At 60.4% G+C, this 12,648-nt stretch carries 12 protein-coding genes; 5 read left to right on the top strand and 7 right to left on the bottom strand.

Annotation, left to right across the window (positions count from 1 at the left end; genetic code table 11):
• The first annotated feature begins 39 nt into the window (after positions 1–39).
• The 3 genes from HMPREF2710_RS02220 to HMPREF2710_RS02230 all read left to right on the top strand — a co-directional run bounded on the left by HMPREF2710_RS02220 (position 40) and on the right by HMPREF2710_RS02230 (position 3,015).
• On the top strand, positions 40–978 hold the full coding sequence (locus HMPREF2710_RS02220) for a Dyp-type peroxidase (protein WP_070599290.1): 939 nt from the start codon (positions 40–42) through the stop codon (positions 976–978).
• Positions 979–1,162: 184 nt separating this feature from the next.
• Positions 1,163–2,473, top strand: a complete 1,311-nt coding sequence (tgt, locus tag HMPREF2710_RS02225) for a tRNA guanosine(34) transglycosylase Tgt (protein WP_049340315.1) — start codon at positions 1,163–1,165, stop codon at positions 2,471–2,473.
• Between the two features lie 32 nt (positions 2,474–2,505).
• Positions 2,506–3,015: an SRPBCC family protein gene (locus HMPREF2710_RS02230; protein ID WP_070505903.1), complete on the top strand. Its 510-nt coding sequence runs from the start codon at positions 2,506–2,508 to the stop codon at positions 3,013–3,015.
• Between the two features lie 122 nt (positions 3,016–3,137).
• On the opposite strand, the gene HMPREF2710_RS02235 is transcribed toward HMPREF2710_RS02230, so the two are convergent.
• From HMPREF2710_RS02235 to HMPREF2710_RS02260, 6 genes are all read right to left on the bottom strand, one after another.
• Positions 3,138–3,845 (bottom strand): hypothetical protein, encoded by a 708-nt coding sequence (locus HMPREF2710_RS02235; RefSeq protein ID WP_070599291.1) that lies wholly within the window; start codon positions 3,843–3,845, stop codon positions 3,138–3,140.
• A 213-nt stretch (positions 3,846–4,058) separates the two neighbouring features.
• Positions 4,059–5,180 carry an RAD23 family protein gene (locus HMPREF2710_RS02240; RefSeq protein WP_070599294.1) on the bottom strand — a complete coding sequence of 374 codons (1,122 nt, stop codon included), beginning with the start codon at positions 5,178–5,180 and terminating at the stop codon, positions 4,059–4,061.
• Positions 5,181–5,291: 111 nt separating this feature from the next.
• A complete protein-coding gene (locus tag HMPREF2710_RS02245; protein WP_049340311.1) occupies positions 5,292–5,804 on the bottom strand; it encodes an acyl-CoA thioesterase in 513 nt (170 codons plus the stop codon).
• A gap of 345 nt (positions 5,805–6,149) precedes the next feature.
• A complete protein-coding gene (locus tag HMPREF2710_RS02250; protein WP_070599297.1) occupies positions 6,150–7,655 on the bottom strand; it encodes an amino acid permease in 1,506 nt (501 codons plus the stop codon).
• A 231-nt stretch (positions 7,656–7,886) separates the two neighbouring features.
• Positions 7,887–9,341, bottom strand: coding sequence for an amino acid permease (locus HMPREF2710_RS02255; RefSeq protein WP_070599300.1), 1,455 nt, complete (start codon positions 9,339–9,341; stop codon positions 7,887–7,889).
• A gap of 107 nt (positions 9,342–9,448) precedes the next feature.
• Positions 9,449–10,177 (bottom strand): queuosine precursor transporter, encoded by a 729-nt coding sequence (locus tag HMPREF2710_RS02260; protein WP_070599302.1) that lies wholly within the window; start codon positions 10,175–10,177, stop codon positions 9,449–9,451.
• A 234-nt stretch (positions 10,178–10,411) separates the two neighbouring features.
• Between HMPREF2710_RS02260 and HMPREF2710_RS02265 the strand changes: the two genes are divergently transcribed.
• Positions 10,412–11,464: an alpha/beta hydrolase family protein gene (locus HMPREF2710_RS02265; protein ID WP_070599304.1), complete on the top strand. Its 1,053-nt coding sequence runs from the start codon at positions 10,412–10,414 to the stop codon at positions 11,462–11,464.
• Positions 11,465–11,573: 109 nt separating this feature from the next.
• Positions 11,574–12,269, top strand: coding sequence for a TetR/AcrR family transcriptional regulator (locus tag HMPREF2710_RS02270; RefSeq protein ID WP_070599306.1), 696 nt, complete (start codon positions 11,574–11,576; stop codon positions 12,267–12,269).
• A gap of 143 nt (positions 12,270–12,412) precedes the next feature.
• Here the strand turns inward: HMPREF2710_RS02270 and HMPREF2710_RS02275 are convergent.
• The coding region (locus HMPREF2710_RS02275; RefSeq protein WP_070599308.1) for a type II toxin-antitoxin system VapB family antitoxin at positions 12,413–12,648 on the bottom strand (236 nt) is incomplete at its 5' end.

Raw genomic sequence — 12,648 nt, forward strand, 5'->3', positions numbered from 1 at the left:
TCATTGCGGGGGCGTGTACACGGGCGTACGGTGAATTTTATGCTTGCACCAGAATCACAACAGGTCACTGCCAGCCCGAACGCTAACACCATTTTCATGGTCTGGAAGTTCAAGGAAGGCACCTCTCAGGATGCGCTCATTGAGGGGTTCCAGAACCTCTGCGGGCTCGTCATTAACCTCAACCACACCGCCGCGAACCGCTACTCGCCCGAGAACGCTAACGTTGTTCTGGGCATTAGCCACAGCGCGTGGCTGACCCTGGATCTGCCCAAGCCCCTGCCGCAGGAGCTCGAAGAATTTGAGGAGATTAGGGGCCCCAAGCACACCGCGGTGTCCACTCCCGGTGATCTGCACTTCCACATCCGTGCGACCCAGCCGTCCGTCGCCTACGATATGGCCTCCGCTATTACTGCGGCGCTACGCGATATTGCTGAGACCGCGGATGAGGTGCACGGCTTCCGCTACTGGGACGGCCGCTCCATCATCGGTTTTGTGGACGGCACCGAAAACCCGCAGACCCCCGCGGCACGCGAATACTTCGGTCTCATCGGTGACAACGACCCCATGTACAAGGGCGGCAGCTACCAGTTCGTGCAGAAGTACATTCACGACATGACCGCATGGAATGCCCTGCCCGTCTCCGAGCAGGAGAAGGTCATTGGCCGTTCCAAGCACGACGACATCGAGATGAGCGAGGACGAGAAGCCCGCCAACTCGCACTCCGCTATTGCCAATATCGGTGACGACTTCAAGGTTATTCGCGACAACATGCCCTTCGGCACCGTGGGCAACAACGAGCTGGGCACCTACTTCATCTGCTACGCCAGCACCTTCTCGACCGTTCAGAAGATGCTCATGAACATGTTCATGGGAGTGGATGGCGCCAACTACGACCGTCTGCTGGATTTCAGTACCGCGGTGACTGGCACCCTCTTCTTCGTGCCGACCGTGGATATGCTCGGCGACTTCGCCGGCTAACTTCACCGGCTAGGGCGAGCTAAACCCAGCCACCCTGCCTGTACCCTAGTCTGCCTGTACCTCAGCCTGGCTGTACCCTAGCCTGACGGTACCCGCGAAAACCCCGCCTCCGGCGAGAGAGGCGGGGTTTTCCGGTAGGCTAGGGTATAGACATTCAGACGGAAAGCAAACAATCGAGAGAAGAATGAGCGTTCTAGATAACTCTTTCCCCACCGAGGACTTTGGCTTCACCATCACCAGTCGCCTGGCGGACACCGCCTCCCCCAGCGCTGAACGTGTAGAAGCCAACGGCGGACAGTTCCGCGGACGCACCGGTGTCATCACCACCCCGCACGGACAGATCCAGACCCCCGCCTTCACCCCCGTGGGCACCAAGGCAACCGTCAAGGCGGTCCTACCCGAATCCATGAAGGAGCTCGGCGCTCAGGCTCTGCTCTCCAACGCCTACCACCTGTACCTGCAGCCCGGCCCCGAAATCCTCGACGCGGCAGGCGGCTTGGGCGCATTCATGAACTGGGACGGACCCACCTTCACCGACTCCGGCGGCTTCCAGGTCATGAGCCTGGGCTCCGGCTTCAAGAAGGTGATCGACATGGGTACCGTCGCGGGCGCTAAGGGCGCCGACGGCCGCCCCCTCGGTGACGACGACGTGGCAAAGGGCAAGGAACGCCTCGCCCACATTGACGACGACGGCGTGAACTTCAAGTCGCATATTGACGGCTCGATTCACCGCTTCACCCCCGAGGTGTCCATGCAGGTTCAGCACCAGATTGGTGCCGACGTCATGTTCGCCTTCGACGAGCTAACCACCCTCTACAACTCCCGCGGCTACCAGGAGGAGGCGCTCGAACGCACCCGCCTGTGGGCGCTACGCTGCATCGCTGAGCACCAGCGCCTGACCACTGAGCGCGTGGGCAAGCCCTACCAGGCGCTGTTCGGCGTCATTCAGGGCGCACAGTACGAGGACCTGCGCCGCAAGGCATGCCAGGATCTGGGCTCCATGCCCTTCGACGGCTTCGGCATCGGTGGTGCGCTTGAGAAGGAAAACCTCGGCACCATCGTGCGCTGGTGCGCCGAAGAGCTGCCCGAATCCAAGCCCCGCCACCTGCTCGGCATCTCCGAACCCGACGACATCTTCGTCGGCATCGAAAACGGTGTAGACACCTTCGACTGCGTCTCCCCCACCCGCGTGGCACGCAACGCCGCCGTCTACTCCCCCACCGGCCGCTACAACATCACCAACGCGCGCTTCAAGGCGGACTTCTCGCCCATCTACGAGGGCTGCGACTGCTACACCTGCACCCACTACACCCGCGCCTACCTGCGTCACCTCTTCAAGGCGGACGAGCGTCTGGCGGCGACCCTCGCCTCCATCCACAATGAGCGTTTCATCGTGCGCATGGTGGACGACGCCCGCGAAGCCATCAAGGACGGCACCTACTTCGAGTACCGTGACGAGTTCCTCGGCAACTACTACTCCGGCAAGAAGCCCTAAACCCGCTCTTCAACCCGTTTAAGGAGAACCCTATGAGCATCACTCATGTTCCCGATGAGGAGCTTCTCGTCTTCGACCACGAGATCGCAGCCCCGGTCGAGGACGTCTTCGGCGCCTACCTGGACCCCGAACTGCTGGTCCGCTGGTACGGCCCCGCCGGCTGGCACGTGCGCCCCACCGACGTAGTCGTGGAGCCCGTCGTCGGCGGTCTGCAGCGTCTGTCCATGATCAACGAGGTTGACCCCTCGGTGTCCTGCATTCTGCAGAGCCGCTTTTTGAGCATTGAACCGTTCAAGGAGCTCGAATACGCAGAGCAGCTGCCCGACCACCTGGGCAACCCCGGTAGCGTGCTGGTGTACCAGCGTCACCGTTTCTTCCCCGAAACCGTGATTACCGCCGACGGCGTGGGAGCCGGTACCCGCATCGTTATTGAGATTGGCCCCATGCCCGCCTCGGTTCACGAGGAGGTACGCACCACCTGGCGTTCGACCTTCGCCCGCCTGGATAACGTGCTTGCCACCCGTGCCCGCGGAGAGTTCTAACTCGCACCAGCTCTGATTCTGCCCGCCTGCGGGTGGGAATACTAAAGCGCCGCGTTGACGAATGATACGTCAACGCGGCGCTTGTGTTTAATACCCGTGCCTTGCCGGGTGGGAATCGTAAACTAGTTGGTCAGCTTCACGGTAATGACGGTGCTGCCACCATCCAGGGACACACACTCGGGGGTCGCACGATCCGCGCCGTCGCCCGGCTTCCAGTAGCAGCGCGCCGACATGACGGTACGCTCACCATTCGCCTTATCGGTCACCTCGGCGGGGTTCTGCACCACAAACTGGCGGATCAGCTCACGCGCAAACAGGCAATCCACCGCACCCGAGGTCACCTGAACCGTAGCGTTGTGCTTCAGGTAGCCAGTAGCGTCCATGCTGCCGCAGCTACCGCCCGCAGACTGAACATCCGAGCTGGACAGGCTCGCGGTGCTCGACGCCTTCGCCGAAGTATTCGCCTTAGCCGATGCGGAAGGGCTCGACGCCGCGCTCGCCTGCGCGGTCGCCGCGGGACTTGCGGTGGTGATGGTTCCGGGGCTCACGGTAGCCGCCGCGGTGGGGGTGTGCACGGTACCGGCAGTCGGGGTGCTTTCAGTGACCGTTGCGGTGCGGGTGGGCGAAGGGGTCGCCTTCGCGCTCGTAGCGCTGGGGCTAAGGGTCGCGGTGGCGCTCGGGGAGGCGGTGGTAGCGCCTCCGGAGCATGCCGACAGCGCCAGCAACAGCGTGGCACCGAGCGCTACGGGGCTGTAGCGCTTAGCGGTGCGGAGCGTAGTAGAACGAGCCTGGGTAGAAGTCTGGGTAGAGTGCTTCTGTGCCGGATGCATGGTGACCTTTCTGCGTCATCGGTTCGGGTTCCTAACCAGTATTCTAAAGACGCTACCTGTGAGCTAGCTATACGGATATGACATCTCAAGAACTCGCGAGGTAGCCCCAGGAGCACGAAAGGAGGGGCTTCCCGGCAGTGCGGAAAGCCCCTCCTTAGCTATTCACAACTCATTGATAGCTCGTTAGCAACTCAATAATTCTGACGCGGGTGTTTAGCCTTCGTGCCTGCCACGCACCAGAATAGTGTGGCCGTTTCCGTCATGGCAGCTTATCGAGCTATTCTCAATCTCGCCGAAACAGGTCAGCTGATGACCCTCAGCTGCGGGCACAGTCACCACATCCCAGGTGTGCATCATCTTCGTGTTTGCGGTGGTGGTTTCCGCGTGCAGAGCCGAGGACTCATTCACGGTATTCACCTCGCTAGCGCCGGTCAGGAAGTTCATGCGAGTCACCTCCACCGGACCGGCAAAAGTACGACCGACCGCACCGTTACCGTCACCGGTCTGCTCGCCGGTGCGGCGCTCGCACACCAGGGTTCCATCCGCGGGGTTCAGCTCGCAGAGGGTGCGCTCGTCATCGCTCTTGAAACGGTAATAGCCAGCGCCAGAATCATAGTAGGAGGGCTCCATGAGGAAGGGAATCTGGGGAGCGTCCGGGTTTTCCAGGCGAGCCACAAAGGCGACATCCTCGCCAATGGTGCATTCGGGGGCACCGCGATCCTCGCGACGGTTCTCAGCCATCTCGTACTGCGGGTTCCAGTAGCAGGTGGCATCCTGAACCTTCGCCACCTGGTGCTGGGTCAGGTTGTCGTCGGCACGCGGGGTGGTGACGTATTCGGTCAGCACGTCCAGGGCGTGGGCGCAGTCCACGGTACCGCGCAGCACCATGATTTCCGCGCCGGTCTTCAGGTAGCCCTTGCGTCCGATGTGTCCGCAGCGCTCGCCGGCGGAGGCGCGCTCAGCCTCCACCTTCTCGGGCGCACGGGGAGTGTCACCGGTGGGGGTTGCTGCCGCGACGGGGGTTGCCTTTGCATCAGCGAGTGCGGAGGATTCGGACGCCTTCGCCTCGGCGCTCTCTGCCGGAGCTGACACCTGAGTCTCGGTGACGGTCGGCTCGGTCTTCTTCGTCGGTGACGGGGACGCGGTGGAGGAAGGGAGCGGGTACTGCGAGTGGTTAGCCGTGTTGGAGGGGCTGGGGCTCGACGAAGAGTTTTCGCTCTGAGAACCGCCAAAGCAGCCGGTCAGGGCGAGGAGCAGGGCGGCGGCGCATCCGGTGGCGCGCATCGTGCGGCGACCCCGGCTGGCGGAGTCTGCCTGAGTGTGGTGGAACGACATTGTTATCTCTCCCGGGAATGAACCTTTTGTACCCTTTGCAGAAGGTATTTAAAGCATACGCTTGACCCCGTTCAAGACCGGTTTATTACAGCGGAGCGCCGGTATCTACCCCTATTTCTGCGGCAGGTAGGAGCTCAACAGCTCACGCTGCTCGGGGCTCAGACGGGTCAAACGACCCACAACCGAATCCCAGAACGCCAGCACGGTAAAGGCACGCACGCACTCGCGGCCGTCCACCGGGGAGAGAATCGAGTAGCCAATACGCACGGATGCGGCGCTGACCTTCTCCACGCTCAGGCGCACTGGCACGGGCTCACCAGTGTAGGGCAGCTGAGCCAGGTAGCGGATGCCGTGCTCGGCAATGAGTGCCTGCACACCCTCGGCAACCAGGTCGAAAAGCGGAATCGGAGGCTGCGGTGCCACGGTGGGCTTCTGCCCGGAGGAGGGCGGTGGGCCGAAGAGCGCCACGCGGGCTTCTTCCATGACCGAGAGGATGGCAACGTTGTTGACGTGCCCGTAGGCGTCCATATCGCCCCAGCGTGCGGGTACGTGCACCAGCAGTTCGTCGGTGGTACCGGCCTCAGGGGCGGGGGTGTTTTCGCGGTTCTTTTCGTGGCTTTGCATGGTTTTAACTCTACTCCCCCGCCGCTGTGGGGCGGCTATTCGTACGAATCCGCAAGGTACAGCAAATGAATCAGCTGATAATGATTCGGGGGCTAGAAATATATTTGATAGTTAAAGCGATGAGGCTCGAAAGCTACGATGCTTTCGAGCCTCATCCAACACACAGACATTTGAACGCATACAAGATCATACGGTTCACTGTCTATGATAGACCCCACTCTGAGGGCCAACTGCATTTTTACGGTTTTATTACGAGGAATTCCAGAAATTTTCCGTATTTTTCGTTTATTACTGTGTTGGAGTCTCTGCAGGCCCCAACACCGGCCCTCCCGGCAGCTGCAGAACCTAACGGCCCAGCTTCGCCGCAGTCTCCAGGGCATGATCAGCGTCGTACTTCATGGCATCGTACTCGGCAGTTGCCTGCTGAGCCTCCACGAAGGTCTGCTCATCAATCACGTGAGTGTGGCGGATACGAGCAAAGTACAGCAGGCTCAGCACCACAAAGTAGCCCACGCCCACAATTGCCGGAACCATAGAACCGCGCACCATGAAGAGCGCAACCCACACCGCGAAGAGCAGCAAAACGCCAACCGCCGCGGTGAACTGGCCACCCCACAGGCGGAAACCATTGGTTGCAGGCTCAACACGCTTGTAGACAACGTAAGCGAACAGAATCAGAACCCACACGGTCAGTGCGCACACCATGATCACGAAAATCATGGAGAGGAACGCTTCCTTCGGGCTGTACAGCGCCAGCAGAATAGCAATGACCATGCCGCTGGTCGACGCCCACACTGCGCGAGCCGGAACGCCAGCACGGTTCACCTGAGCCAGCTGGCGAGGCGCCATGCCGTCAGCCGCCAGGGAGTGCAGCAGACGCGCACCCGCGTACAGGTTTGCGTTCGCGCTCGACAGCGCCGCAATCAGTACCACAAAGTTCACGAAGTGCGCCACGCCCTGAATGCCGAGCTGTTCAAAGACCAGAACGAACGGGGAAGCATCCACCGCATCGCCTATGCCCGAGGCCGAACGCCACGGAATGATAGCAACAACAATCAGAACTGCCAGCACGTAGAAGGTTGCCAGGCGGATCATCATCGCCTTCGCTGAGGAACGCACCGAACGAGAAGGATCCTTCGCCTCCGCAGCGGAGATCGAGATCATCTCAATACCGCCGAAGGAGAACATCACAACAGCCAGCGACAGCCACACCGACTGGGGGCCGTTAGGCATGAAACCGCCGTCGTTGAAGAGGTTCGCGGTACCCACCGCAGCGTGACCGGGCAGACCGAAGAAAACCAGGCACAGGCCCACCAGCAGGAAGGCAACAATCGAAATGACCTTAATCGAAGACAGGAAGAACTCCAACATGCCGAAAGACTTCACGCTGGTCAGGTTCAGCACAATCAGCGCCACACCAAACACAGCAATACCAACCCACAGAGGCAACTGCGGCCACCAATAATTCAGGTAGGTTGCCACCGATACCAGCTCAACACCGGCAATCAGAACAGTCGCAGTCCAGTAGGCAATGCGAGTCAAAAAGCCCGCGAAGGGGCCCAAGTAGCGGGTAGCAATAGTACCGAAACCGCCACGGACAGGGTAGCGAACCGCCATTTCACCGGTTGCCGCGCCAATCACCGAAGCGAGCGCAGAACCAATAGCGTAGGTGAGAATGACCGCAGGACCAGCCATCGCAATGGCGGTGCCCGAACCCAAGAAGAGGCCCGTACCGAGCGCAGAACCCATCACAATCATGGTCATCTGTCCGTGGGACAGCGAACGCTTCAGGGTGCGCGATCCGGCGGTCCCCGCTGCAGCGTGGCTGCGGGTATCGTCGTTGTGGGACACGAAGGTGCCTTCCGTCAGTACGCCTTAGGGGCGTGATGTGCAATGTGTGCTCGCACCCGGCTTCTGCGGCTTCTAGCCTCGTTGACGGGTACGAATAGTTAACTATTCTACGGGCACACTCACATCGCTCAGAACGGCACCGTCTAGAGCACACAAGCGAAAGGCAACGAACGGGGGTGCTCCCCCATCCGGTGCCTTTTATGTTTTAGCCTCGCGAGGCTTTCACGCTATTTAGTGCTGTGCCGCGCTGGTATCCTCGTCGGCGTGCATAGCGTCCAGGTCGGGGCGCTCATAACCGCCCTGAGCCTTCGAGGAGATGGCGTAGCCAATAGAAATCAGCACGAAGAAGACGATGCCGACCATGATGGATTCCTGAACACCCGAGCCGGGCAGCATGAACATTGCCGCCAGGGTCGCCAGAACACCCGCCAGAGCCAGACCTGCGGTGACGCGGCCACCCAGCACGGTGAAGGAGGAGGCGTCCTTCTGGTCCTTCTTGTACGCCTGGTAGGTCAGCAGAATCATGATCCACACGATCAGGATGCACAGGGTCACCAGCGCCATGAGCAAGGCAAAGATGTCGCCAATCTTGGCAACAGCCATCACGGTTGCCACGACAACGCCGGTGAAGGAGATAAGCAGAGCCACGACCGGCACGCCACGCGAGGAGGTGCGGGCAGCCACTGCGGGAGCCATGCGGTCAGAGCCCAGGGCGTGCAGCAGGCGGGTTGCCGCGTACAGGGAGGCGTTAGCGCCAGAGAGCGCAGCAACGAGCACCACAAAGTTCATGATGTCCGCCGCGAAGGGGATACCCAGCTCGGAGAAGACGAGCACGAACGGCGACTCGGTCAGCTCCGAGTTCTGTGCGGCGGTCTGCCAGGGCACCAGGCACAGAATAATTGCCATGGACACCACGTAGAAGGTGGACAGGCGCCAAATCATTGCCTTCACGCTGGTTGCCACCGAGCGTGCCGGGTCTTTCGCCTCCGCTGCGGAGAGAGAAATCATTTCCACACCGCCGAAGGAGAACATGACAACAGCCATCGAAATCCAGATGGAGGCCGGGCCGTTGGGCAGGAAGCCACCGTCGTTCACGAGGTTTGCGGTACCCGCCGCGGCATGACCGGGCAGGCCCACGAACACCAGCAGTACACCAATCACCATGAACACGATGACGGCAGAAACCTTAATCGAAGAGAGCATGAACTCCAGGGCGCCGAAGGACTTCACGCTCACCAGGTTCAGCACCAGAATAATTGCGCCGAAGAGAACGACAAACACAGCCAGGGGAACATCCGGGAACCAGTACGCCATGTAGTGGCCAACCGCCACCAGCTCAGCACCAGCCAGCGGCACGGTGCACGCCCAATACGCCCAGCGAGTCAGGTAGCCGCTAAAGGGGTTCAGGTATCGGCTCGCAATGGTACCGAAACCGCCCTGGACGGGGTGACGCACGGACATTTCGCCCGCGCACGCAGCAATGGTTGCCGCAATCATCGAACCAATAGCGTAAGAGAGGATTGCGCCAGGGCCCGCAATTTTAATGGCGGAGGAGGAGCCCAGGAACAGGCCCGTACCCAGCGCCAAGCCCATCGCAATCATGGTCAACTGGCCGTGGGAGAGGGAACGATTCAACGAGTCGTTCTTCTCCGACTGCGCGGGGGTGTTCCCCTGCAGTTTAGACATAACGTATCTCTTTCTTAGACATGCTGTGTATTGAATAAAGCTGAAATGGCAATGCCGCCCAGGCGTTAGGCCGGGCGGCTCTGCACATCAGCTGTCAGGAGGTTAGCTTATGCCACGTACTCGAGTTCGTGACGCTTGAACCAACCAATAATCGGGTAGCTGATCGGCATGAGGATCACCTCGACCAGGCACTTGTAGATATAACCGATTAGTACGTAGTTGATGAATGCTTCCATGGTGTCGATGCCGAGCACCGGTGCCGCGATGGAGCAGAAGATGAGGGTGTCGAGCAGCTCACCAACCAGGGTGGAGACAATCATACGCAGCCACAGGAAACGGCCCTTGCCTGCCTTCTTCATTGCCACCATGACCCAGGCATTCAGGGTCTGACCGAAGAGGTAACCGAGCAGGGAGCCCGCAAAAATCTGCCAGACCGGGCCCAGTACGCTAGCGAATGCCTCCTGGCCGGTGTAGAAGCTCGCAGCGGGCAGGTGCACGATCAGCAAGAAGCACAGGGCAGCAAAAGCAGCCGAGCCGAAGGAGGCTACAATCGCGCGGCGGGCACGCTTGAAGCCGTACACCTCTGAAAGAAGGTCGCCAATCACGTAGGCGAGCGGGAAAAGGAAGAAACCACCATCGGTGACAATGGTCGAGCCAATCAGGGGCAGTTCGAAGGGCAGCGGACCGAACTCCACACCCTTGGTTGCACCAATATTCGAGATGATTAGGATGACGCAGGATGCGCCCAGCAGCAGATCAAAGTAGCCGCGGCGACCAGCCCAGGGCACCGTAACGGTGCTCGTCTGAGCCTTAGATTCGCTAACGGGTTTAGCCATTACTTTCCCCAAGTCTTTCTTCATGCGATGTGTTTCTTCACGTAAGGTACGAGCCCTCACGCGTGGTGGGTGAGCGCGCTATGCAGGGCGCTACTCACCGGCTCGTCTGCCACCCGAGCCTATCTAATAGTACCTATATGCTGTGCTGGCGGCAGGTTTACGGACTTCGTTCAAGAGTGTGGACGCTCATGACCACCCCGCCAGCCTTCCTGACCGCACATTTACAATAAATGTATGAAGAATCTGGGCCACGGAATTCACCGCACTGAGCAGGTGGTATCCCTGCTGGGGGCGGGGCGTGCGCTACGCGCCTCGCTTCGGCGGTCGGTACGGGGTTCTTCACAGCAGGTGCGTAGGCGGCGGCACCGTAACCAGCGGCGGCTGAGCGCGCATATTCCGCGTCTGCATCCGCTGTTCACCTATGCGGCGCAGGCTGTGCGCACCGGTCTTTCCCTGCTGGAGCCGATGTTTCTGGCTTCGTCTGAGCTGCTCGGCTACCGGTCGTTTACGCATCGCGGGCGCAATATCTACTATCGGGTCGATAACCTGAACCTTCTGTTCGAGTCTGAGTCTGCGCCCGGTGTGCTGTTCTATTTTGATGGCGACCACCTCTCCCGTGTGGGTAGCCGCCTGTTGCGCCGAGACTCCCCGTTGCGTGCCGAGTTGGCGCAGGTGGCGGCTGAGTTCAATATGCTGTCGGTGCCGGTGCTGTCGCCGGGTAGCCTGCGGGAGCCGCGCCTGGCCGATGGTGATTCTTATGCGCCTCCGCTGACCTATAACTGGTGGGTTCGTGCCCGCTCGAACGGCAGGATGGTTCGCGCCCTCATTGAGGAGATTGCCCTGGCGTACAAGGTGGATATGAGCCGCGTCTGGCTTGCGGGCTATTCAGGTGGTGCGGAGTTTCTCAGCTACGAGCTGCTGTCGCACGATATTGAGTGGATTCGCGGAGGCGGCGCGACTTTCATCGGTGGAGGCGGTGCTGACGGCGTGCCGGCTCCGGTGCGTGAACGGGCTGCGCTGAATCCTTCTTCGCATGCGCATCTGTTGATGAGCTGGCATGTGGGTGTGTTGGATGGGCGTTCGCCGTCGGGTCGTCGGCGTATGGCGACGAGTTCTGAGGGGAGTTGGTCGGCGCGAATTGCGGTGCAGAAGGGTAGTGCGTTCTACGAGGGTTTGGGGGCGCGGACTTTGTTGCAGGTGACTCCGGGGCGTGGCCATACGGGGTATCCGATTGCGTCGTTGGTGGGTGCTGATTTGGCGGCTGCTACGCGTTTGGGCTTCTTGTAGTGCCGGTCGTTCTGTCATATTTGTGAAAATTCGCATGGATTGGGCAAATTTCTTGGTGACACATTCAATACATTCGTCATTTGCTGACGATTTAGGGTAGAGTGTCACTATGCCTCGTATTTCTGCAGCAACCAACGCCGCCCAGCGCGAAAACACCAAGCGCGCCATCCTCAACTCCTTCGGCGAGATCCTCTACAACCGCGGCCTCTCCGGCCTGACCATGACCGACGTCGCCAAGAACGCCGGCATCGGCCGCACCGCAGTCTACAACTACTTCGCCGACATGGGCGAACTGCTGGTCGCCTACGCCCTGGACGAGACCGAACGCTTCCTCAACGAGCTGCGCGTCGGCCTGGAGGGCATCGAAAACCCAATCGACCAGCTCGCGGTCTACATTCGCTTGCAGATCAACGACCTGGCGCGCCGCCACCTGCCCCCGGGTCCGGCAATGCGCTCCATGCTCTCCCCCGAGTCCTACGCAAAGCTCGGCAAGCACGTGCACGAGCTGCAGATGGTGCTGGCGCATATTCTCTCTGCCGCCATTGTTGAGAACTACATTCCCAAGAACGACATTCGCGAACTGGCGATGCTCGTGCACGGTTCGCTCTCTTCGAGCGCTGGCCGCGCCGAGGATGCACCGGATGAAGAGACCCGCGAGCGCCAGATCCTGAATACTATCCGTTTTATTCAGATGGGCTTGGGCGCACGTTTTGATGCCGAGGGCAACCCGGTTCGCCTGGACTCCGAGGAGTCCCTGCCGGAGCAGTCCCCGCTGCAGGAGGCGAACCTGAAGGTCGCATCCTAAGCGTGGTATCTCTGCGTAGCGGAACGTAGCTCAGTTATACGTCACAAAAATGCCGCGGACCTGATGCTTCTTTGCATCGGTCCGCGGCATTTTCTGTATTCGGGTAGGCGTTTACGCGGTTAGGTTTTTACGCGAGTAGGTTTTTACGCGCCGGGCAGCAGCGCCGGGGAGATGGAGTCCAGGTCCAGTACGCGCGCATACATGACGGCGCGGCGGTGCAGGGCGTTACGCAGTGCGCGGTGCACGCCGTCTTCGAGGTAGAGTTCGCCTCCCCATTTGACGACGTGAGGGAAGAGGTCGCCGTAGAAGGTGGAGTCTTCGGCGAGTAGGGTCTCGAGGTTGAGGGTTTTTTGGGTGGTGATGAGGGTGTCGAGGCGTA

This window comes from Rothia sp. HMSC069D01 (assembly GCF_001810135.1).
GTDB lineage: Bacteria > Actinomycetota > Actinomycetes > Actinomycetales > Micrococcaceae > Rothia.

Coding starts and splice junctions, on each gene's coding strand:
- HMPREF2710_RS02220 (WP_070599290.1), top strand. CDS start 40: ATGCTTGCACCAGAATCACAACAGGTCACTGCCAGCCCGAACGCTAAC.
- HMPREF2710_RS02230 (WP_070505903.1), top strand. CDS start 2,506: ATGAGCATCACTCATGTTCCCGATGAGGAGCTTCTCGTCTTCGACCAC.
- HMPREF2710_RS02255 (WP_070599300.1), bottom strand. CDS start 9,341: ATGTCTAAACTGCAGGGGAACACCCCCGCGCAGTCGGAGAAGAACGAC.
- HMPREF2710_RS02270 (WP_070599306.1), top strand. CDS start 11,574: ATGCCTCGTATTTCTGCAGCAACCAACGCCGCCCAGCGCGAAAACACC.
- tgt (WP_049340315.1), top strand. CDS start 1,163: ATGAGCGTTCTAGATAACTCTTTCCCCACCGAGGACTTTGGCTTCACC.
- HMPREF2710_RS02260 (WP_070599302.1), bottom strand. CDS start 10,177: ATGGCTAAACCCGTTAGCGAATCTAAGGCTCAGACGAGCACCGTTACG.
- HMPREF2710_RS02245 (WP_049340311.1), bottom strand. CDS start 5,804: ATGCAAAGCCACGAAAAGAACCGCGAAAACACCCCCGCCCCTGAGGCC.
- HMPREF2710_RS02235 (WP_070599291.1), bottom strand. CDS start 3,845: ATGCATCCGGCACAGAAGCACTCTACCCAGACTTCTACCCAGGCTCGT.
- HMPREF2710_RS02265 (WP_070599304.1), top strand. CDS start 10,412: ATGAAGAATCTGGGCCACGGAATTCACCGCACTGAGCAGGTGGTATCC.
- HMPREF2710_RS02240 (WP_070599294.1), bottom strand. CDS start 5,180: ATGTCGTTCCACCACACTCAGGCAGACTCCGCCAGCCGGGGTCGCCGC.